Below are 21,949 nucleotides of genomic sequence, written 5' to 3'. Positions count from 1 at the left end.
CACAACATATTAACTTGGAGAGATTATGCCAAAATTACGTTCAGCGACCAGTACACAAGGTCGTAATATGGCGGGAGCACGTGCATTGTGGCGTGCAACAGGAATGAAAGAAAATGATTTCGGTAAACCAATTATTGCGGTGGTGAATTCATTTACTCAATTTGTACCAGGACACGTTCACTTAAAAGATATGGGACAATTAGTTGCTGCTGAAATTGAAAAAGCAGGTGGTGTCGCAAAAGAATTTAATACGATCGCAGTAGATGATGGGATTGCAATGGGACACGGTGGAATGCTGTATTCGCTACCAAGCCGTGATCTCATTGCGGATAGCGTAGAATATATGGTGAATGCTCATTGTGCCGATGCAATGGTTTGTATCTCTAACTGTGACAAAATCACCCCTGGAATGTTAATGGCAGCATTGCGTTTAAACATTCCGACTGTATTCGTATCGGGCGGCCCGATGGAAGCCGGTAAAACGAAATTATCCGATAAAATTATTAAATTAGACTTGGTTGATGCAATGATCCAAGGAGCAAATCCCAATGTATCCGATGCAGAAAGCGAACAAATTGAGCGTTCTGCTTGCCCTACTTGTGGTTCTTGCTCAGGAATGTTTACTGCAAACTCAATGAACTGCTTAACCGAAGCATTAGGCTTAAGCTTACCAGGAAATGGCTCTTGTTTGGCTACACACGCCGACCGTAAGCAACTATTCTTAGATGCAGGTAAACAAATTGTTGAACTTTGCAAACGTTATTATGAACAAGATGATGTTTCAGTTTTACCACGTTCAATAGCAACGAAAGATGCCTTTGACAATGCGATGAGCCTTGATATTGCAATGGGTGGTTCAACCAATACCGTACTACATTTATTAGCTGCAGCTCAAGAAGCAGAAGTAGATTTCACAATGGCAGATATTGATCGTCTTTCTCGAGTTGTGCCTTGTTTAAGTAAAGTTGCCCCAAATACGCAAAAATACCATATGGAAGACGTTCATCGTGCTGGTGGAATTATGGCAATTTTAGGTGAGTTAGATCGTGCAAATTTACTGAAAAATCAAACTCGTACCGTATTAGGAATGAGCCTTGCCGAACAAATTGCGAAATATGATATTGTTTTAACAAAAGACGAAGCAGTACATAAGTTTTTCCGAGCAGGCCCTGCGGGTATTCGTACCACTCAAGCCTTCTCACAAGATTGCCGTTGGGATAGCGTTGATGATGATCGTGAAAACGGCTGTATCCGTAGCAAACAATTTGCATATAGCCAAGACGGTGGATTAGCAATGCTATCAGGTAACATTGCGTTAGATGGTTGTATTGTTAAAACAGCAGGGGTTGATGAAAGTATTCTCAAATTTACAGGTAAAGCGATTGTCTTTGAAAGCCAAGAGGATGCCGTAGCAGGGATTTTAGGTGGAAAAGTACAGGCAGGGCACGTTGTGGTGATTCGCTACGAAGGTCCAAAAGGTGGACCGGGAATGCAAGAAATGCTTTATCCAACCAGTTATCTCAAATCAATGGGATTAGGCAAAGCGTGTGCGTTATTAACAGACGGACGTTTCTCTGGCGGTACATCAGGATTGTCTATCGGACACTGCTCACCAGAAGCTGCCGCAGGTGGTTTAATTGGCGTTGTCAAAGATGGCGATACCATTGAAATTGATATTCCAAATCGTAAGATTGAGTTAGTTGTGCCAGAAGCAGAACTTGCTGCTCGCCGAGCAGAGCAAGATAAACTTGGCTGGAAACCTGCAACTCGCCAACGTGAGGTATCATTTGCTTTAAAAGTTTATGGACACTTTGCGACATCGGCAGATAAAGGCGCGGTTCGCGATAAAACGAAGATTTAATGATGAGATAAGCGGTCAGATTATGCAAAAAATTTGTAAAATCTAACCGCTTGCTTGCACCCAAAGCCTTGCTTCAGTAGAATGCAAGGCGTTTTTTATTTGATTTAATGAGGTTTAAAATGTTTGGAAAAGGTGGCTTAGGCGGATTAATGAAACAAGCTCAGCAAATGCAAGAGCGTATGCAGAAAATGCAAGAAGAGATCGCACAACTAGAAGTAACGGGGGAGTCTGGAGCTGGGCTAGTTAAAATTACGATTAACGGTGCACACAACTGTCGCCGCATTGAAATCGATCCTTCGTTAATGGAAGATGATAAAGAGATGCTAGAAGATCTGATTGCTGCTGCATTTAATGATGCGGTGCGTCGTGCAGAAGAAATGCAAAAAGAGAAAATGGCAAGTGTTACTGCGGGTATTCAACTACCACCTGGAATGAAAATGCCGTTTTGATAGAATGCACCTACCACCCTACAACTAAAGTACCTAAGATGATTTTGCCTTTGTGATTGTTTAAAAATTCAAGCGTAGTGTTACTTCCTTTTGTTGGGTTTATTAAATATATTTTTATAATCTTCTTTTTCTCTTTATATGGTGTAATGGACAAAAATGTGGGATTTTTGTCCATTACACCTAATAAGTTTTGAGCAAATCTACCACCAAGTCATCCACAAGAAATAAGACAAGAAGCCGATAACAATAATACAAGCAATATTCAATAGAATACCAACTTTGACCATTTCATTCTGCTTAATGTAGCCTGTTGCAAAGACGATCGCATTTGGCGGTGTTGCAATAGGTAACATAAATGCACAGGAAGCTCCACACGCAATAATGGCGGCTAATGCTAGTGGCGGGACACCTAAATTCTGGGCAACGGAGATATAAATTGGCATCAATAGGGCGGCACTGGCGGTATTAGACGTAAATTCGGTTAAAAAGACGATAAATGCTGTCATTACAATGGTCATTATTAACCAATGTTGTTGTCCGATGAATGCAACGATGCTATCTGCCAGAATTTTGCTCGCTCCTGTTTCTCTTAGTACGATACTTAATACCAAGCCACCACCAAATAACATCAACACGCCCCATTCAGTGCGTTCCTGAATTTGTTGCCAGCTTGCTGTATTGCAGATACAGAATGCTAATACAGCGATCATTGCAATAACGGCATCAAAGTTTTTGATAGAGCTACTTAATCCTAATAAATTTCGCAAAATAGGCTCAATACTGCTACTGAATACTAAGAAAATTGCTGTAATTATAAATATGGTCAAGGTAGCTAATCGTTGTGGGGTGAGAGGGATTTGTTCTACATTAACTTCAAAACTCACATTAAAATTAGGGCGTAGAACAAATAGCAAACATAGTACCATCGCAATCATCAATAAAATTGCCACAGGCATTCCATAAGCTAACCATTCTGAAAAAGAAATTTTGAGCTGTGAAGCTAAAATGGCGTTAGGTGCACTGCCCACTAATGTTCCCATACCACCGATACTTGAGCTAAACGCAATGCCTAATAAGACGAAAACATATAAATTGCGGTTAGTTTTAAAATCAACTTGGTGCAAAATACCTAATGTGAGCGGAAGCATCATTGCAGCCACAGCGGTATTATTGATAAAAAGAGAAAGTAAAGCGGTAACAAGGAAGAGGTAGATAACGGTGCGTTTAAGATTGCCTTTCGCTAATCGAATAATATGGTTAGCGAGCCATAGGTCTATTTTTTGAATGTTGAGCACAGCGGCTATTACAAAACCACCAAAGAACATAAAAATAATTGGCTCAGAGAAGGGGGCAAACGCTGCTTTTGTTTGCAATACATTCAAGCCAATAGCAAAAACGGGAACCATCAGTGAGGTGACGGTAATGTTAAAAGCCTCTGTTAGCCAAAGTATGCCAACAAAAACCAGTAATGCTAACCCACGATTTTCTTGTTCTGAAAAAGGTAATATATTGAGCAAGAAAAAGAACAGGATCAAATCTAATCCTAAGATAATCAATCCCCGTAAAGGATTTTTAGTTGTATTAGACATAATTCACTCCTTAATTTTTTACAACGATGTTACAATTTTATAACAAAATCCAGTATTTGGATCTGATTTTTATGAGAAGTGAATTAATTTATTTAATAAAGAAAATAGAGAAAATTGCAGAATAATTTGATCTACATTCGCCCAAATAAATAGGAAACTGATATAATCAATCTGTTTTTAATTTTGAAAATCAAAAGAGGAACTCACTATGTCCGTAAAAAAAATGGCAGATCTTGACCTTGCAGGTAAGCGTCTTTTTATTCGTGCTGACCTTAACGTACCAGTAAAAGATGGCAAAGTAACGTCAGATGCTCGTATTCGTGCGACTATTCCAACACTTAAACTTGCTCTACAAAAAGGAGCAAAAGTGATGGTAACTTCTCACTTAGGTCGTCCAACTGAAGGGGTTTTTGAAGAAGCAAATTCATTACAACCTGTTGTAGATTACTTAAATGAAGCACTTGATGTGCCAGTTCGTTTAGTGCGTGATTATTTAGATGGCGTAGAGGTCAATGAGAATGAAATCGTTGTACTTGAGAACGTACGAATTAACAAAGGTGAAAAGAAAAATGACCCTGAGTTAGCGAAAAAGTATGCGGCACTTTGTGATGTATTTGTAATGGACGCATTTGGTACTGCTCACCGTGCAGAAGGCTCAACTTATGGTGTGGCTGAATATGCACCAGTTGCGTGTGCTGGCCCATTATTAGCAGCAGAATTAGATGCGTTAGGTAAAGCATTAAAAGAACCACAACGCCCAATGTTAGCGATTGTGGGTGGTTCAAAAGTATCAACCAAATTAACCGTTTTAGATTCTCTTTCTAAAATTGCGGATCAGCTTATCGTTGGCGGTGGTATTGCCAATACCTTTATTGCAGCTGAAGGTCACAATGTAGGCAATTCATTATGTGAAGTAGATTTAATTCCTGAAGCTCAACGTTTATCAAAAACAACAAGCATTCCAGTACCTGTTGATGTGCGTGTAGGAACAGAGTTTTCAGAAACAGCATCAGCGACTCACAAAGCAGTAAACGAAGTAGTTGAAGGCGAATCAATTTTTGATATTGGCGATAAATCTGCAGAAGAATTAGCAGAAATTATTCGTAATGCGAAAACGATTCTTTGGAATGGCCCTGTTGGCGTATTTGAATTCCCGAATTTCCGTAAAGGTACTGAAGTTGTTGCAAATGCAATCGCAGAAGCAACCGCTAATGGTGCATTCTCAATTGCAGGTGGTGGTGATACATTAGCGGCTATTGACCTATTTGGTATCGCAGACAAAATTTCTTACATTTCAACAGGTGGCGGTGCATTCTTAGAATTTGTAGAAGGCAAAGTATTACCAGCAGTTGAAATTTTAGAAAAACGTGCAAATGACTAATTGCTCTAGGGGCGTATCATATACGCCCTATTTTTAAACCTTGATTTTTTAAATATATAAGGAACTCCAAAATGGCTAAATTATTAGATATTGTAAAACCAGGCGTAGTAACTGGTGATGATGTACAAAAAGTTTTTGCATTCGCAAAAGAAAATAACTTCGCAATCCCAGCGGTAAACTGCGTGGGTACGGACTCTGTAAACGCAGTATTAGAAACAGCAGCACGCGTTAAAGCTCCTGTTATTGTTCAATTCTCAAATGGTGGTGCACAATTCTACGCAGGTAAAGGTATCAAACCAGCAAGTGGGGCTCGTGCAGACGTATTAGGTGCTGTTGCAGGTGCAAAACACGTTCACGAATTAGCGAAAGAGTACGGTGTTCCAGTTATTCTTCATACTGACCACGCAGCAAAAAATTTATTACCTTGGATTGATGGAATGTTAGATGCAGGTGAGAAATTCTTTGCAGAAACAGGTAAACCATTATTCTCTTCACATATGATCGACCTTTCTGAAGAGCCGATTGAAGAAAATATGGAAATCTGTAAAAAATACCTAGAGCGTATGAATAAATTAGGTATGACTCTTGAAATCGAAATCGGTATTACTGGTGGTGAAGAAGATGGCGTAGATAATTCAGATGTTGAAGAGTCTAAACTTTATACGCAACCTGAAGATGTATTATTCGTTTACGATTCATTAAACCCTGTAAGCCCACGTTTCACTGTTGCTGCCGCATTCGGTAACGTACACGGTGTTTACAAACCAGGTAACGTAAAATTAAAACCATCTATTTTAGGTGCATCACAAGAGTTTGTATCAAAAGAGCGTGGCTTACCAGCAAAATCAATTGACTTCGTATTCCACGGTGGTTCTGGTTCAAGTCGTGAAGAAATCCGTGAAGCAATTAGCTACGGTGCAATCAAAATGAACATTGACACAGATACTCAATGGGCATCTTGGGACGGTATTTTACAGTTCTACAAAGCAAACGAAGCGTATTTACAAGGTCAATTAGGTAACCCAACAGGCCCTGATGCACCAAACAAAAAATACTACGATCCACGCGTATGGTTACGCAAAATGGAAGAATCTATGTCTAAACGCTTAGAGCAATCTTTCGAAGATTTAAACTGCGTGAACGTATTATAATTTGTAAAATTTTGCGTAAAAAATCTGCATCTTAATTCGTGTTTAGTCCAACTTTTGGGGTGCAGAACACTGTGTGTCTGAATGAAAATACTTTGTCAATAATCTGAGCGAGAGTTTTCTCGCTCTTCTTTTTTAAATTAGAAAAAAATGCAATTTTTTGATACCCACACTCATTTAGATTATCTTGCACAAGATCTTAATTTAAGCGTTAGCCAATTAGTCGATAATGCGAAGAAATCCCAAGTCGAACGTATATTAGTTGTTGCGGTTTTTGCAAAAAATTTTGCAGAAGTAACCGCTTGTAGTCGAGCTGTGCCACAACATATTGTTTACGGGCTAGGATTGCACCCACTTTATATTAAGCGACATCAACGAACTGATTTAGATCTGCTAGAGCAACAGTTACAAATGCAAGATCCGTATTGTACCGCCATTGCAGAAATCGGGTTAGAACGTGCAGTAGCAGAAGTTTGTACCTCAGAACTATGGCAAAAACAGTGTGAATTTTTAGAGGCTCAATTACAGCTCGCCAAGCGGTATGATTTACCTGTTAATTTACATTCTCGAAAAAGCCACGAACAGCTTTATACATTCTTAAAACAAGCCAAGTTAAATAAAACTGGTGTTGTTCACGGCTTTGCTGGTAGTTATGAACAAGCGAAACGTTTTGTCGATCTTGGCTATAAAATCGGTGTCGGCGGTACTATCACCTACCAACGAGCCAATAAAACTCGTGAAACTATCGCCAAATTGCCTTTAGATGCTTTACTGCTTGAAACAGATTCTCCCGATATGCCTGTTTTTGGTTTTCAAGATAGCCCTAATCGCCCTGAGCGTTTAATGGTAACGTTTGACACCCTTTGTGCTTTACGTCCAGAACCACCAGAACAAATCGCTGATGTCGTTTGGCAAAATAGTGAACGTTTATTTGGTTTAGGCTCTCGCTAACGTCCAAACTTGAATTTCTTTTACCCCTTTTTTGCGTAATTCAAGGCAAATAGTATTTAATGTTGAGCCAGTAGTTACCACATCATCAACAATGGCTATTCGCTGATAGTTTTTTAACGGTTTGAAACAGAACGCATTTTTAAGGTTTTTACGCCTTTCCATTGCGGTAAGCTCTCGTTGTGAGCGAGTAGGCTTCACACGCTGTAAACTGTATAAATCAAGGGGTAAATTTAATTTTTTAGCCACATAATGAGCCAATAATTCGGCTTGATTGTAACTTCTTTGCCAATGGCGTTGCCAGAATAGGGGTACGGGAATAATCACATCAGGCAATACTAGTTGATGCTCTCGTTGAGCTTGTTTGATTGCCAATAACAATAAACGCCCCAACGCGTTATCTAAATAATGTTGTTGCTGAAATTTGAAACGATGAATCCATTCTGAAAGCGGTGCTTTATAAGCAGAAACTTGTACAATACGATGCCATTTCGGCTCATTACGCAAGCAATTCCCGCAACTTAGCTGGTTTTCTAATAAATTACTGCCACAATGCCCGCAGTATTCGGAGTGAGCGAGTTGTTTACAGCATTTTGAGCAAAAACCGTGTGAGCTAATGGCGAGTGAACGGTGGCAGTGGAAGCAACGAAATCCCCAATCAAACATACTGTTATTTTCTTTTTATCTATTTTTGTTGAACTTTATCAGAATTTGATAGAGAAACTGTGCGAATTTTTGTGATATAGATCGAAAAAGGGTAAACTTAACGTTCTATTTCTAGTGAGCATTTAAAGGAGAAATTATGCAGCCACTCGAAAATCCAATCAAAATAGCCTTTTTTGATATTGATGAGACCCTTTATTACAAAAAAGAGCAACGTATTCCCCAATCTATTGCTGAACAAGTGTTACCCCAATTAAGAGCCAAAGGGATTATTCCTGCTATCGCTACGGGCAGAACTTTTGGGGCTTTTCCTGATGCGATTAAACCGTTAATGAATGAAACTGGTTTTGAATTATTTGTCACAACGAATGGACAATATAATCTGTATAAAGGCGAAGTGATTAGTGAGTATATTTTAACGACTGAACGTATTGAGCGAGTTTTGACTAAATTACGCGCTCTCAATATTGAGTATGCCTTTGTAACAGCAGACGAAATCGCGGTGTCTAAAAATAACCCTGAAGTAGAAACATCATTACGCCCGATTAAATCTGATTATATCATTGATCCGAATTACTATTTAGATCACAAGGTTATTCAATTACTTGCCTTTTTCCCTGCTGAACGTCATCAAGATATTATTGATGCAAATGTACTCGAAGATGATTTAAAAGAAGTTCGTTGGCATCAATATTCTGTCGATTTACTCAATAAACATCACTCCAAAGCTCGTGGTATTCAAGATGTGTTGAGTTATTTTGGCTTGGATATGAAAAATGCAATAGCATTTGGCGATGGTTTGAATGATTTGGAAATGCTTTCTACTGTTGGTTATGGAGTAGCGATGGGGAATGCAGAAGATGAAGTAAAAGCCCTTGCAGATTATGTAACAGATCCGATTGAGCAAGATGGTATTTTAAAAGCCTTACAAAAATTACAGGTTATTTAACTTGAAGGGATTTGTATATAAATGTAAACTGTTCTCATCTAGATAAATTGGCTATCGAGAAATATCCATTTAGATTATAGATAAACTTATTGAACACAGTATTTGCGATTAAATTCTGCCCCCGCTTGCGGGGGAAGTGGCGAGCGAAGCGAACCGAAGGGGGCTAATGCTATTTATTTTGTACAGCCACATTTAATAAATCAGCTATTTTGCCCCCCTACCCCCGAACTTTCGTTCGGGTACTTCCCCCGTAAACGGGGGCAGAATTTTATATTTAACAGCATTTTTGAGTTTGTCAGTAGTTTGATTGGCTATGGAGAAATAGCTATTTCTTTTTATGGAAAATAAAAATATGCCAAATAAGCTCATTATTTCTACTCTTACTCTTGCCCTTTCAGCTTCTTTATTTGCGAATCAAGAACAGCAAAAGATTTCAGATCGTTTAAACGATCAACGTATTCAAACAGAAGCTAGCGTTGTTGTCCCAGAAACTAAACCTGTTATAAAGCCACAAATAGAAGAACATAAGCAAGGTAATTCTATTTCTATTACAAAAGAAGAATTAGCTAAGCACCCTGATTTAGTCGTAAGAGCTTTACTACCTGCCGTAATGCAAGGAAATATGGATAATGTAGAATTGCTTTTCCCGATTTATCAGCAAATTCCTGCTGAATTTAAAGATGATATTTTGACCCAATGGACAGAAGCCATTTTAGCTAAGAAAAAACAGAATTATGCTGATTCGGTTCGTTTATATCGTCAAGTATTAGCTACACAGTCTGATATTCTTCCTGCTCGCCTACAACTTGCAGCTACTTTATTTGAAAATAGTGAGTTAGAAGCAGCAGAAGATCAATTCCAAAAACTTCGTTCAGAACCACTTCCCGATGAAATTCAAACGATTATTAGCCAATACTTAAATGCCATTAACCAACGAGATCGTTGGGTTTTTAGTGGTGGCTTAACCTATTTGAACGATCCTAATATCAATAACGCACCAAAAGCAGGCACGACCTACGGTAATTGGTCTGCACCAAAAGCGGAATCAGCCCAAGGTGTAGGTTTTCATTTTGATATTGGTAAAAAATGGTCGTGGGGAAATGGCTTTTTCAATCAGTTAGGTTTGAACACCAACGGCAAGTACTATTGGAATAATAAAAAATATAATGAAATTAGTTTTCGTGGTGATCTTGGTATAGGCTATCAAAATGCGAAAGCAACCCTTTCTCTTTCGCCTTTTATTGAGCAAACACTTTATGCGGGTGGTTCTGATAAAAGCGATACTTTAAAACGCTTTTCTAAATCATCGGGTGGGACATTACAGTTTAGCTATTGGCTCTCACCAAAATGGCAATGGAGTAATAATTATGAATATGGTGAGCAACGTTATATTTCTCGCAAACATTTGAATGGTAACTATCATTTTGTTTCAACAGGATTAGTTTATCTTGCTAATGCTAAACAGTATTGGACACTCAACTTAAACTATAACCGAACATCAACGCGTGATCGTGATGATAGTTTCTTACGTCGAGGAGTAAGTTTAGGCTGGGGACAAGAATGGGGACAAGGGCTTTCAACTCGCTTATCTGTAAGTTTTGCACAAAAACATTACAAAGGCCCAATGCCGATTTTCAACATTACTCAGCGAAATAAAGAATATGGTGTACAAGCATCTATCTGGCATCGTGCGGTGCATTATTTAGGAGTAACGCCACGCCTAACTTATAGTTTCACTAAAACAAGAAGTAACCACCCATTCTATACTTACGATAAACATCGTGTATTTGTTGATTTCAGCAAACAATTCTAATCAATAAGCGGTAAGATCTTTGCGATTTTTCGCAAAAATATTACCGCTTAGCTCGACTATATTGCAAAATAGATTTATGTTTAAATCCTAGCAAAACCGCAATTTTTACTGTAAACTACGCTCCCGTCCTAATGGTATTACCATTCACAGATTTTCAATTTCAATTCAACCAATCAAATAAAGGCAAAATACAATGGCAACGAATTATATTTTCGTAACAGGTGGTGTTGTTTCTTCTTTAGGTAAAGGGATTGCAGCAGCATCTCTCGCATCTATTCTGGAAGCGCGTGGCTTGAAAGTCACTATTATGAAACTTGATCCTTATATCAATGTCGATCCAGGCACAATGAGTCCAACACAACACGGTGAAGTGTTTGTAACCGAAGATGGTGCGGAAACCGATTTAGATTTAGGGCATTATGAGCGTTTTATTCGCACCAAAATGACTAAAGCAAACAACTTTACAAGCGGTAAGATCTACTCAGAAGTTTTACGCAAAGAACGTCGTGGCGACTATTTAGGTGCAACAATTCAAGTTATTCCACATATTACTAACGAAATCAAAGCAAGAGTGATCGAAGGCGGTAAAGGGCAAGATGTCGCTATCGTAGAAGTAGGTGGAACAGTTGGTGATATTGAATCTTTACCATTTTTAGAAGCATTACGTCAGCTTGCAGTAGATGTCGGTCGTGAAAAAACCTTATTTATGCACTTAACCCTTGTACCATATATTCCAACAGCAGGCGAAGTAAAAACAAAACCAACACAACACTCAGTAAAAGAGTTACTTTCTATCGGTATTCAGCCAGATGTATTGGTGTGCCGTTCAGATCGTGCAATTCCTGCGAATGAGCGTGCGAAAATCGCATTATTCTGTAACGTACCAGAGCGTGCGGTTATCTCATTAAAAGATGTTGGTTCAATTTATCAAATTCCAGCATTACTTAAATCACAGGGATTAGATGACTTTATTTGCGACCGTTTCCGTTTAAGCTGTAAAGAAGCAGATTTATCTGAATGGGAAAATGTACTTTACCAACAAGCTAATCCAACGGGCGAAGTGACTATTGGTATGGTTGGCAAATATGTTGAGCTACCAGATGCTTATAAATCTGTAAATGAAGCATTAAAACACGCGGGACTAAAAAATCGCTTAACCGTTAATATTAAGTATATTGACTCACAAGATGTAGAAACCAAAGGAGTTGAAGCACTGAAAGGTGTTGATGCAATTTTAGTACCTGGTGGATTCGGCTATCGTGGTGTAGAAGGTAAAATTTTAACGGCACAATATGCTCGTGAAAATCTGATTCCATATTTAGGAATTTGCTTAGGAATGCAAATTGCCTTAATTGAGTATGCTCGCAATGTAGCAGGTTTAAAAGGTGCAAATTCAACGGAATTTGATAAAGATTCGGCATATCCTGTTGTTGGTTTAATTACCGAATGGCAAGATGCAGAAGGTAATGTGGAAGTTCGTTCTGATACATCAGATCTTGGCGGTACAATGCGTTTAGGTTCACAAGCGTGTCATTTAGTTGAAGGCAGTTTGGCACGTGAATTATATGGGAATGAAACAATCTACGAACGTCATCGTCACCGTTATGAAGTAAATAACACCTTATTACCACAAATTGAAGCAGCAGGCTTAAAAGTAACAGGGCTTTCTGCTGATCGTAAATTAGTTGAAATTATTGAAGTACCAAACCACCCTTGGTTTGTTGCTGCCCAATTCCACCCAGAATTTACATCAACACCAAGAGATGGACACCCATTATTTGAAGGCTTTGTAAAAGCAGCTAAAGAGCATCAAGCGAAATTATCTAATTCATAACGAATTGATATAACAACGAAAGCGGTCAGTTTGTGAAGAAAATTTGCAAAAAATTTTCATAAACTGACCGCTTTTTACTGGTCTAACTTGTCAGATCAAATTCGTATCTTATTTATTTTTTTATTGAAAATAATTGTCATATTTAATAGTATAAAAATAATTTTTATTCAATTTTCGGGGTATTTATGACACATTTTCAGTTTAAATTAAGTTTAATTAGTAGTGCCGTTCTTGCAATGCCTGCTATTGCAAATACTGTACAGGAACAACATAATGGTTTAGATTCCGTTGAAGTTACCGCTAACAGTGGAAATACATTAACAGAGCATAGTCAATCATTAACAACGTCTGCAATGAAAACGACCACAGGTCTTGTTCTCTCTCCTAAAGAAACTCCACAGTCTGTTAGTGTTGTCACTAAAGCTCATCTAGATAAACGTGCTATTACCTCGATGCAAGATGCTCTTAAAACTACAACAGGCATCAATGTAATTCCTGATGGTGCTTACTATCGTTATCAGTCGAGAGGATTTTATATCGATCAAATTGAAGAAGATGGTATTGCCAGTGCTGTAAGAGGATCTCGGGATAATACTTTCAGAGATCCGCAGAGTATGACAGATTTAGTCATCTACGATCACATTGAAGTGGTGCGTGGAGCAACAGGTTTAACGCAATCAACAGGCGAACCTGGCGGTACGATCAATGCGGTGCGTAAACGTCCAACAAGTGAATTTCAAGCAAATGGTAATTTCCAATTTGATTCGAATGGTAAAGCAAGAACAACTGCAGATGTATCAGGTACTCTGGGTGCGGGTGTAAGAGGGCGTCTTGTTTCTGTATTAGAAAATGATCCAACTTTTAAAAAGTTACCGAATGACAATACTAAACGTGCATTATATGGTGTAATGGATATTGAAGTGGGTTCAAATAGTCAGCTTACTCTTGGTGCTTTATATCAGAATCTACATACAACTCCTGATGTGTTTGGTGTGCCGATGAATAAAAACGGTGCTGATGCTGGTTTTCATCGTGATACTTATTTAGGCTATAACTGGAATCAAGAGAAAGCTCGTAAATTTAACGTATTTGCTGAATTTGAAACTTTCTTTAATGATAATTGGAAATTAACCAATAAAGTTAATTATATTAAGAATTACACAACTCAAGGTTTTGGATTTATTGCAGAAGCAGGCACAAGTTATAGTGGCTATTCAGTAGGCGATACACTGAGAACAAATAATTTATTACGCTATGATAATAAAGGTGATCAAATTGATTTCCAATCAACTTTAACAGGTAAATATGATCTGTTTGGTCGTCAGCACGAACTCTTCTTAGGCTATACTTATAGTCGTGAATCTGCCGATAATCGTTTCCGCCGTATTCGAAATACAACAGCTTTTGATCCGCTTCAATTTAATGGTAATGAAATTTCTGAGCCAGATTGGCGTACTCAATATAGTGATCAGACTTTCTATGATAGAGCAACCTATAACCAAGCTATTTCATTTGGTTCACGTTTTAACTTATTAGAAAATCTTCATCTTATTGCAGGTACTCGTTATAGTCACTGGAAACAAGTAGCAAACACAAACTATGATTGGTGGAATGGTAGAGCTGATAGTGATCCTGATGTACATAGCCATTTATCTAGGGTTCGCTTTGTACCTTATGCAGGACTAACTTATGATATTAACCCAAATAATAGTTTGTATTTAAGTTATACGGCTATTTATAAACCGCAATCAAGTACAGATAAAAATGGCAAAACAATTAAACCAGTTACAGGAACAAATTATGAATTAGGCTGGAAAGGTGAATGGTTAAATGGAACATTAAATGCATCTGTGGCACTTTTCCAGATTTCTCAAAAGAATAGAGCAATGCAAATTACACCAGAGATGGATCCTAGCGTAAGCAGAGCTTATTTCATTGCAAATGGTGAAGTGCGTAGTCGCGGAGTTGATGCAGAATTATCAGGTCATCTAACGGAAGATTGGCAATTATCTGCAGGCTATACCTTTAACCAAAGCAAATATCTCAAAACTGAAAGATCAGGAAGTACAACATATTTCTCTGGTGCAAATTATAGCAAACACACACCAAAACATATTTTCCGCTTATACACTGATTATGTATTACCTTTCGATCAGAAAAAATGGTCTCTTGGTACAGGCGTTTCATTCCAAAGTAAAGTGGATAGTTTATGGAATGTTAAACAGGGTAGCTATGCAATTTGGGACGCAAATATTCGTTATCAAGTAAGCAAGAACATTGCATTACACCTTGTAGGGAAAAATTTAACGGATAAACGTTATTTTGAGAACCACCGAGTGCGTACTTTAGGAATTAACAATCTTTATGGGCAAGGGCGTACCTTCCTATTTAATTTAGATTGGAAATTCTAATTGGTAAATTTTTTCTAAAATCAGACCGCTTAATTGATAGTGAGTAACTCTCACTATCAATTTTTATTTGAAAAAATGAACACAATTTCTCAATTTTTACAATTAGCCAAACCATTTTGGTGTAATAAACATCAAGGTGTTGCTTGGTTTTTACTTTGTCTTGTTATTACATTTGCATTGCTTATTATTCATATTAGCGTATGGATTACTGAATGGAATAAAGCTTTCTATGATGCTCTTGCTGAATTTAATAGCGAAGTAATACCTAAATTAGTAATGCATTATTTAGGTTATATTGCCCTTATCGTGAGCTTTATTGTGTGTGGCAATTGGCTAAGAAAAGTTCTAATTTTTCGCTGGCGAGAGCATTTAACAGAACAATTCCAACAACTTTGGTTAGAGCAAAGCAAGCATTACCATCTTTCTCATTTTCAATATATTGATAATCCCGATCAGCGTATTGCTGAAGATGTAGCTTTATTGGCAGAAAAAAGTATTGATTTATTTAAGTATTTCATAATGAATTTGGCAAAATTAGTCGCTTTTATCGCTATCTTATGGGAACTATCACATATTCAAACATTTCATATTGGTGGTGAAACCATCACTATCTATGGTTATCTAGTTTGGATTGCTCTCATCTACTCAATACTTTGTACACTGTTGATGCACTTTATTGGGCATAAATTACAGCCTCTCAATATAGAACGCCAACATAAAGAAGCGGATTATCGTGCAACATTATTAAGTATTCGAGAGCACTCAACGCAAATTGCCTCTTATCGTGGTGAGCAAAGAGAAATTTCACGTTTATCAACACATTTTCAAAAGATTAAACAGAACTGGCAAGAGTTGATTGCAAGGGAATTTAAGGTCGAAATCTTTTCAGCAAGCTATTTACGTCTGAGCTTATTTATTCCGATTTTTGCTACATTACCAATGTATTTAGCTCGAACAATGACATTTGGCGATATGATGCAAGCACGAAGTGCATTTTCTAATGTACAAGATGGTTTCGGCTGGTTTATGGATTACTATAAAAAATTGATGGAGTGGGCTGCTGTGGTTGAACGTTTAGCGACATTTCAATCGGCATTACTATCTGTAAAAATTTCTAATACTGTAAAAAATAACGAAGATACGTTAAATAATGTTCTGCTAAAAGCGGATAATTTATCGGTATATACCCCAGATAAAAAATCCTTATTTGTAAATTTTTCTCTCAATCTTACCGCTTGTGATTGGGTATTGATCGATGGAGCGAGTGGTATAGGCAAATCAACCCTACTCAAAACTTTAGCAGGGCTTTGGCACTACTATTCAGGGCATATTGATGTAAAAGGTTCAATGTTATTTTTACCACAAACCCCTTACTTAACTGAAGGTAGTTTGCGAGCAGTACTCAGTTACCCAAATTTACCTACTTACGATGATAACCAATTAAAGACTGCTCTATTTCAGGTGGGCTTATCGGATTTGGTAGAGCAATTAGATTGTATCAAAGCGTGGCATAAGGTACTTTCTGGTGGGGAACAACAGCGTATTAGTATTGCTAGAGTATTATTAGCTCGTCCACAAATACTGTTCTTAGACGAAGTGACTAATCAATTAGATACAGCATCAGCATTGAGGCTAATTGAGCTACTTCAGCAGCAACTACCATCAACATTATGTTTAGTGGTGAGTCATCAAGATGAAGTAAAGCGTTTAATGAACAAACAAATCGTCATAAGTTAAAACTAAGCGGTATATTTATGTAAATTTTATTCATAAACTGACCGCTTATTTTTTATCTTCACCTATAAAATCATAGTAATATGATTAAACTTTCTTCATTTTAGTCTCTCTATACTTATCCATTATTAAAAATTTTCATATTAACGTGAAAATTATACATTTGCATAATGTAATAAATTTTATCATTATGTACCCCATCTAGATGGCTAAACGTCTAAATTTGATTTTAAACTAATTAGGAGATTTACAATGACAACATTTCACGTTTTAGGTTTTCCGCGTGTTGGTGCAAAACGCGAATTAAAATTTGCTCAAGAACGTTACTGGCGTAAAGAATTAGCAGAACAAGATTTATTAGCGTTAGCTAAAGCATTGCGTGAGAAAAATTGGAAACATCAAGCGGCTGCCAATGCAGACTATGTTGCAGTAGGCGATTTCACTTTCTACGATCACATTTTAGATCTTCAAGTGGCAACAGGGGCAATTCCTGCACGTTTCGGTTTCGACAGTCAAAACCTCACCTTAGATCAATACTTCCAACTGGCTCGTGGTAACAAAGATCAATTTGCTATCGAAATGACTAAATGGTTCGATACAAACTATCACTATTTAGTCCCAGAATTTCATAAAAATACCGAATTTAAAGCAAACCCCGCTCACTATGTTAATCAAATTCGTGAAGCAAAAGCATTAGGCTTAAACTTCAAACCAGTGATTGTAGGTCCATTAACATTCTTATATTTAGGTAAAGAGAAAGGTGAATCATTTAACCGTTTCGATTTACTCAATCAATTACTTCCAGTTTATGTGGAAATTCTAAACGCACTTGTTGCAGAGGGTGCAGAGTGGATCCAAATTGATGAGCCTGCCCTTGCGTTAGATTTACCAGCAGAATGGGTTGAAGCATATAAAGCGGTTTATGCCGAGTTAAGCAAAGTGAATGCGAAAATCTTACTGGCGACTTACTTTGGTTCAGTAGCAGAACACGCAACACTATTAAAAGGCTTGCCTGTTGATGGCTTACACTTAGACTTAATTCGTGCTCCAGAACAACTTGCTGCCTTTGAAGATTATAGCAAAGTGCTTTCAGCAGGGGTTATTGAAGGGCGTAACATTTGGCGTGCAAACCTAAACAAAGTGTTAGATGTATTAGAACCATTAAAAGCAAAATTAGGCGAACGCTTATGGATTGCACCAAGCTGCTCATTACTTCACACACCATATGATTTAGAAGTAGAAACACAATTAAAAGAGAAAAATCCGGATTTATACTCTTGGTTATCTTTCACGTTACAAAAAGTAGAAGAATTAAATGTATTAAAACAAGCATTAAATAACGGACGTTCTGCGGTTAAAGCACAATTAGATGCAAGCCAAGCAGCGGCTGATGCTCGTGCAAATAGCAAAGAAATTCATCGCCCTGAAGTTGCAGAGCGTTTAGCAAACTTACCAGCAAATGCAGATCAACGTAAATCACCCTTTGCTGAGCGTATTAAATTACAAAATGCGTGGTTAAACTTACCGCTTCTTCCGACAACCAATATCGGCTCTTTCCCACAAACCACGGAAATTCGCCACGCTCGTGCGAGCTTCAAAAAAGGTGATTTAAGCCTTGCAGATTACGAAGCAGCAATGAAGAAAGAGATCGAATATGTCGTTCGCCGTCAAGAAGAATTAGATTTAGATGTATTAGTTCACGGTGAAGCAGAACGTAACGATATGGTGGAATATTTCGGCGAATTATTAGACGGTTTTGCCTTCACGAAATTCGGTTGGGTACAAAGCTATGGTTCACGTTGTGTAAAACCACCTGTAATTTATGGTGATGTTGTTCGTCCAGAGCCAATGACTGTACGTTGGTCGCAATATGCACAAAGCCTTACTAAAAAGGTAATGAAAGGAATGCTGACAGGCCCTGTAACTATTTTACAATGGTCATTCGTGCGTAACGATATTCCACGTTCAACCGTATGTAAACAAATCGGTGTCGCATTATCTGATGAAGTATTAGACTTAGAAAAAGCAGGGATCAAAGTGATTCAAATTGATGAGCCAGCAATTCGTGAAGGTTTACCACTTAAACGTGCAGACTGGGACGCTTATTTACAATGGGCTGGCGAAGCATTCCGTTTAAGCTCAATGGGTGTGGCTGATGATACACAAATTCATACGCATATGTGTTACTCAGAGTTTAACGACATTTTACCTGCTATCGCTGGTTTAGATGCTGACGTCATTACGATTGAAACGTCTCGTTCAGATATGGAGTTATTAACCGCATTTGGTGATTTCAAATATCCTAACGACATCGGTCCAGGGGTTTACGACATTCACAGCCCACGAGTACCAACAGCTGAAGAAATTGAACGCTTATTGCGTAAAGCCTTAAACGTTGTACCAAAAGAGCGTTTATGGGTAAACCCAGACTGTGGTTTAAAAACACGCGGTTGGCCAGAAACCATTGCTCAATTAGAAGTGATGATGGAAGTGACCAAAAAATTACGTAAAGAATTAGCGTAATCACACTTATAACTAAAAAAGCGAGTTATATTAAAACTTGAACTGCACCCCAAAAGTTGGACTAAACAACCAACGAATTAAGGTGCAGATTTTTATGACAAAATTCAGTCAATCTTTCAAACAACAAGTGATCGAATTGTACCTTCAAAATACTAAAAACTGTTCACTTTTTTCTAGCTTTTTAGATCTGAAACTTTTATATTAGCGAACATTTGTAAGCTGAAATTATAAGGTCAAATCACGAGATGGATTTGTTGAATTTTCATTTTGTTAATCGTTTTAACATTCAATCCCAGAAATTTGCTGAGCGTACAGCTGTACGCTTTTTAGAGCAAAATCAATGGCAATCACTTTCGTGGTCTGCCTTTCATTCTCAAATTAACCAACTCTCTTATGCTTTGTTAGATAAGGGAATCGGTGTTCAAGAAAAAATTGGTATCTTTGCTCATAATATGCCACGTTGGACAATTACCGATATTGGTGCAATGCAAATTAGAGCAATCGCAGTACCAATTTATGCAACAAATACCGCTAAACAAGTGGAATATATTGTAAATGATGCGGATATTAAAATTCTCTTTGTCGGTGACCAAGAACAGTGTGATCAAGTGTTGGAAATAGCGAACAACTGTTCTCAATTAACACACATTGTGGCAATGAAAAGTAGTATTGAGCTACGTCAGCATCCGTTAGCTTGTTATTGGGAAGATTTTGTTACCGTTGAGCCACAACAAGCCTTGTTAGAGCAACGTTTGGCCGATAAACAATTATCCGATCTCTTTACGCTGATTTATACATCAGGTACAACAGGAGAGCCGAAAGGGGTTATGCTAGATTATGCTAATTTAGCTCACCAACTTAAAGCACACGATCAAGCCTTAAATGTTGATGAAAATGATGTTTCCCTTTCATTTTTGCCGTTTTCGCATATTTTTGAGCGTGCGTGGGTGGCGTATGTATTCCATCGTGGTGCAACAAACTGTTATTTGGAAGATACTAATTTAGTTCGTCAAGCATTAGTCGAAACACAGCCAACAACAATGTGTGCTGTGCCTCGTTTATATGAAAAAATTTATACGGCAGTGTGGGATAAAGTACAAACAGCACCAGCTCATCGCCAAGCTTTGTTTAAGTGGGCGATTAAAGTGGGTGAAAAATATTGCCAAACCGATAAACCATCTCTTCTATTACGTTGGCAGTATGCTTTGGCAGATAAATTAGTTTTATCAAAATTACGAGCATTGCTTGGTGGAAAAATGCGAATGATGCCTTGTGGTGGGGCAAAATTAGAACCAACTATTGGAATGTTTTTCCACAGTATTGGAATTAACATCAAATTAGGTTACGGAATGACAGAAACAACCGCAACAGTTTCTTGTTGGCAAGATAAAGGATTTAACCCTCATTCTATTGGTAAGCTGATGCCAAATGTGGAAGTAAAAATTGGCGATGACAACGAGATTTTAGTACGTGGTGGAATGGTAATGCGTGGTTACTACAAAAAGCCTGAAGAAACAGCTCAAGCTTTTACTGCTGATGGTTTCTTAAAAACAGGTGATGCAGGAGAAATGGACGCTGAAGGTAATCTTTACATTACAGATCGTATTAAGGAGTTGATGAAAACATCAAACGGCAAATACATTGCTCCACAATATATTGAAGGTAAAATTGGCAAAGATAAATTTATTGAACAAATTGCAGTGATCGCTGATGCGAAAAAGTATGTTTCAGCGTTGATTGTGCCTTGTTTTGAAAGCCTAGAGGAATACGCTAAGCAGTTGAATATTAAATATCATAACCGTTTAGATCTCATTAAACATTCGGATATTGTACAAATGTTCGAAAAGCGTATTCACGAGCTACAAAAAGAGCTACCGAGCTTTGAGCAAGTGAAGAAATTTACTTTATTGCCTGAAGCCTTCACAATGAAGATGGAAGAAATTACGCCAACGCTAAAATTACGCCGAAAAGTGATACTAGAACGCTATAAAGCACAAATTGAAGCGATGTATAGTAAGTCAGATCATTCAAAATCGTAAAAAAGCATTGATTTATTCTTCATATTTGGATTTAATGCTTGCCCGATTTTTGATTTTAAACTTAGATAGATAAAGAGGCATATTATGGCACAGAGTTTTAGCGTAACTCGTCGCTTTTTCGATGATAAAAATTACCCGCGTGGTTTTTCTCGTCACGGAGATTACACCATTCGTGAATCACAAACTTTAGAGCAATTTGGTCAAGCTTGCTTAGCCTTAGAAAGTGGTGAGCGTAGTCCAGTAACAGAAGAAGAAAAACAATTTGTTGCAGTCGTAAAAGGCGAACAAGCACCAGAAACTTTTTTAGAAAAAGTATGGGTAAAATATCGTACTTTAACGAGCAGAACCAAACGCATTTACACCCTTTCTGGCGATGTGAGTGGCGATATTGGTAGCGGTGATGATTCAGAATAATGAGTAGGTGGGGATAACCCACCGCAGATTATTGACAAAGTCTTTTTTCATTCGGACGCCAGCGTGGCGTCCCTACAAGAAAAGTTATAACCAATTGAAAAATAACAGATTTTATTTTGTTGTGTAGGGACGCCACGCTGGCGTCCGTTTATTGAATACAACAAATTGAGGTTTGTCATCAGTCTGAATTATT

15 protein-coding genes are annotated in these 21,949 nt (G+C 37.8%); 13 read left to right on the top strand and 2 right to left on the bottom strand.

Annotation, left to right across the window (positions count from 1 at the left end):
• Window positions 1-25: 25 nt before the first annotated feature.
• Complete coding sequence (gene ilvD / locus A1D25_RS04605; protein ID WP_157394523.1) at window positions 26-1,861, top strand: dihydroxy-acid dehydratase; 1,836 nt, start codon at window positions 26-28, stop codon at window positions 1,859-1,861.
• Window positions 1,862-1,980: 119 nt separating this feature from the next.
• Window positions 1,981-2,310 carry a YbaB/EbfC family nucleoid-associated protein gene (locus tag A1D25_RS04600; RefSeq protein WP_157394522.1) on the top strand — a complete coding sequence of 110 codons (330 nt, stop codon included), beginning with the start codon at window positions 1,981-1,983 and terminating at the stop codon, window positions 2,308-2,310.
• Between the two features lie 200 nt (window positions 2,311-2,510).
• Here A1D25_RS04600 and A1D25_RS04595 read toward each other — a convergent pair whose 3' ends face one another.
• Window positions 2,511-3,899, bottom strand: a complete 1,389-nt coding sequence (locus A1D25_RS04595; protein WP_157394521.1) for an SLC13 family permease — start codon at window positions 3,897-3,899, stop codon at window positions 2,511-2,513.
• A gap of 208 nt (window positions 3,900-4,107) precedes the next feature.
• On the opposite strand from A1D25_RS04595, the gene A1D25_RS04590 reads away from it, so the two are divergent.
• The 3 genes from A1D25_RS04590 to A1D25_RS04580 all read left to right on the top strand — a co-directional run bounded on the left by A1D25_RS04590 (window position 4,108) and on the right by A1D25_RS04580 (window position 7,379).
• Window positions 4,108-5,280, top strand: a complete 1,173-nt coding sequence (locus A1D25_RS04590; protein ID WP_157394520.1) for a phosphoglycerate kinase — start codon at window positions 4,108-4,110, stop codon at window positions 5,278-5,280.
• A gap of 71 nt (window positions 5,281-5,351) precedes the next feature.
• Window positions 5,352-6,431: a class II fructose-bisphosphate aldolase gene (gene fbaA / locus A1D25_RS04585; protein ID WP_157394519.1), complete on the top strand. Its 1,080-nt coding sequence runs from the start codon at window positions 5,352-5,354 to the stop codon at window positions 6,429-6,431.
• A 147-nt stretch (window positions 6,432-6,578) separates the two neighbouring features.
• Window positions 6,579-7,379: a TatD family hydrolase gene (locus tag A1D25_RS04580; protein WP_157394518.1), complete on the top strand. Its 801-nt coding sequence runs from the start codon at window positions 6,579-6,581 to the stop codon at window positions 7,377-7,379.
• On the opposite strand, the gene A1D25_RS04575 is transcribed toward A1D25_RS04580, so the two are convergent.
• Entirely contained in the window at window positions 7,365-8,042 is a 678-nt protein-coding gene (locus tag A1D25_RS04575) for a phosphoribosyltransferase family protein (RefSeq protein ID WP_157394517.1), read from the bottom strand. The two genes, A1D25_RS04580 and A1D25_RS04575, sit on opposite strands and share 15 nt — an antisense overlap.
• 136 nt (window positions 8,043-8,178) lie before the next feature.
• Between A1D25_RS04575 and A1D25_RS04570 the strand changes: the two genes are divergently transcribed.
• The 8 genes from A1D25_RS04570 (at window position 8,179) to A1D25_RS04535 (ending at window position 21,756) form a co-directional block, all read left to right on the top strand.
• A complete protein-coding gene (locus A1D25_RS04570; protein ID WP_157394516.1) occupies window positions 8,179-8,988 on the top strand; it encodes a Cof-type HAD-IIB family hydrolase in 810 nt (269 codons plus the stop codon).
• A 352-nt stretch (window positions 8,989-9,340) separates the two neighbouring features.
• The gene (locus A1D25_RS04565) at window positions 9,341-10,801 is read left to right on the top strand and encodes a surface lipoprotein assembly modifier (protein WP_157394545.1); all 1,461 of its coding nucleotides are present in this window, start codon (window positions 9,341-9,343) and stop codon (window positions 10,799-10,801) included.
• Window positions 10,802-10,994: 193 nt separating this feature from the next.
• Window positions 10,995-12,635, top strand: a complete 1,641-nt coding sequence (pyrG, locus tag A1D25_RS04560; protein WP_157394515.1) for a glutamine hydrolyzing CTP synthase — start codon at window positions 10,995-10,997, stop codon at window positions 12,633-12,635.
• Between the two features lie 185 nt (window positions 12,636-12,820).
• Entirely contained in the window at window positions 12,821-15,046 is a 2,226-nt protein-coding gene (locus A1D25_RS04555; protein WP_157394514.1) for a TonB-dependent siderophore receptor, read from the top strand.
• A 75-nt stretch (window positions 15,047-15,121) separates the two neighbouring features.
• Window positions 15,122-16,783, top strand: a complete 1,662-nt coding sequence (locus tag A1D25_RS04550) for an ABC transporter ATP-binding protein/permease (protein ID WP_157394513.1) — start codon at window positions 15,122-15,124, stop codon at window positions 16,781-16,783.
• Between the two features lie 249 nt (window positions 16,784-17,032).
• On the top strand, window positions 17,033-19,303 hold the full coding sequence (gene metE, locus A1D25_RS04545) for a 5-methyltetrahydropteroyltriglutamate--homocysteine S-methyltransferase (protein WP_157394512.1): 2,271 nt from the start codon (window positions 17,033-17,035) through the stop codon (window positions 19,301-19,303).
• A gap of 245 nt (window positions 19,304-19,548) precedes the next feature.
• Complete coding sequence (locus A1D25_RS04540) at window positions 19,549-21,342, top strand: AMP-dependent synthetase/ligase (RefSeq protein WP_157394511.1); 1,794 nt, start codon at window positions 19,549-19,551, stop codon at window positions 21,340-21,342.
• 84 nt (window positions 21,343-21,426) lie between these two features.
• A complete protein-coding gene (locus A1D25_RS04535; protein ID WP_157394510.1) occupies window positions 21,427-21,756 on the top strand; it encodes a MaoP family protein in 330 nt (109 codons plus the stop codon).
• The last annotated feature ends 193 nt before the right edge of the window (window positions 21,757-21,949 follow it).

It is taken from the genome of Ursidibacter arcticus (genome assembly GCF_009761375.1).
Classification (GTDB): Bacteria; Pseudomonadota; Gammaproteobacteria; order Enterobacterales; family Pasteurellaceae; genus Ursidibacter; species Ursidibacter arcticus.
The sequence above is the reverse complement of the archived record's forward strand: the minus strand, read 5'-3'. Positions and strand labels throughout refer to the sequence as shown.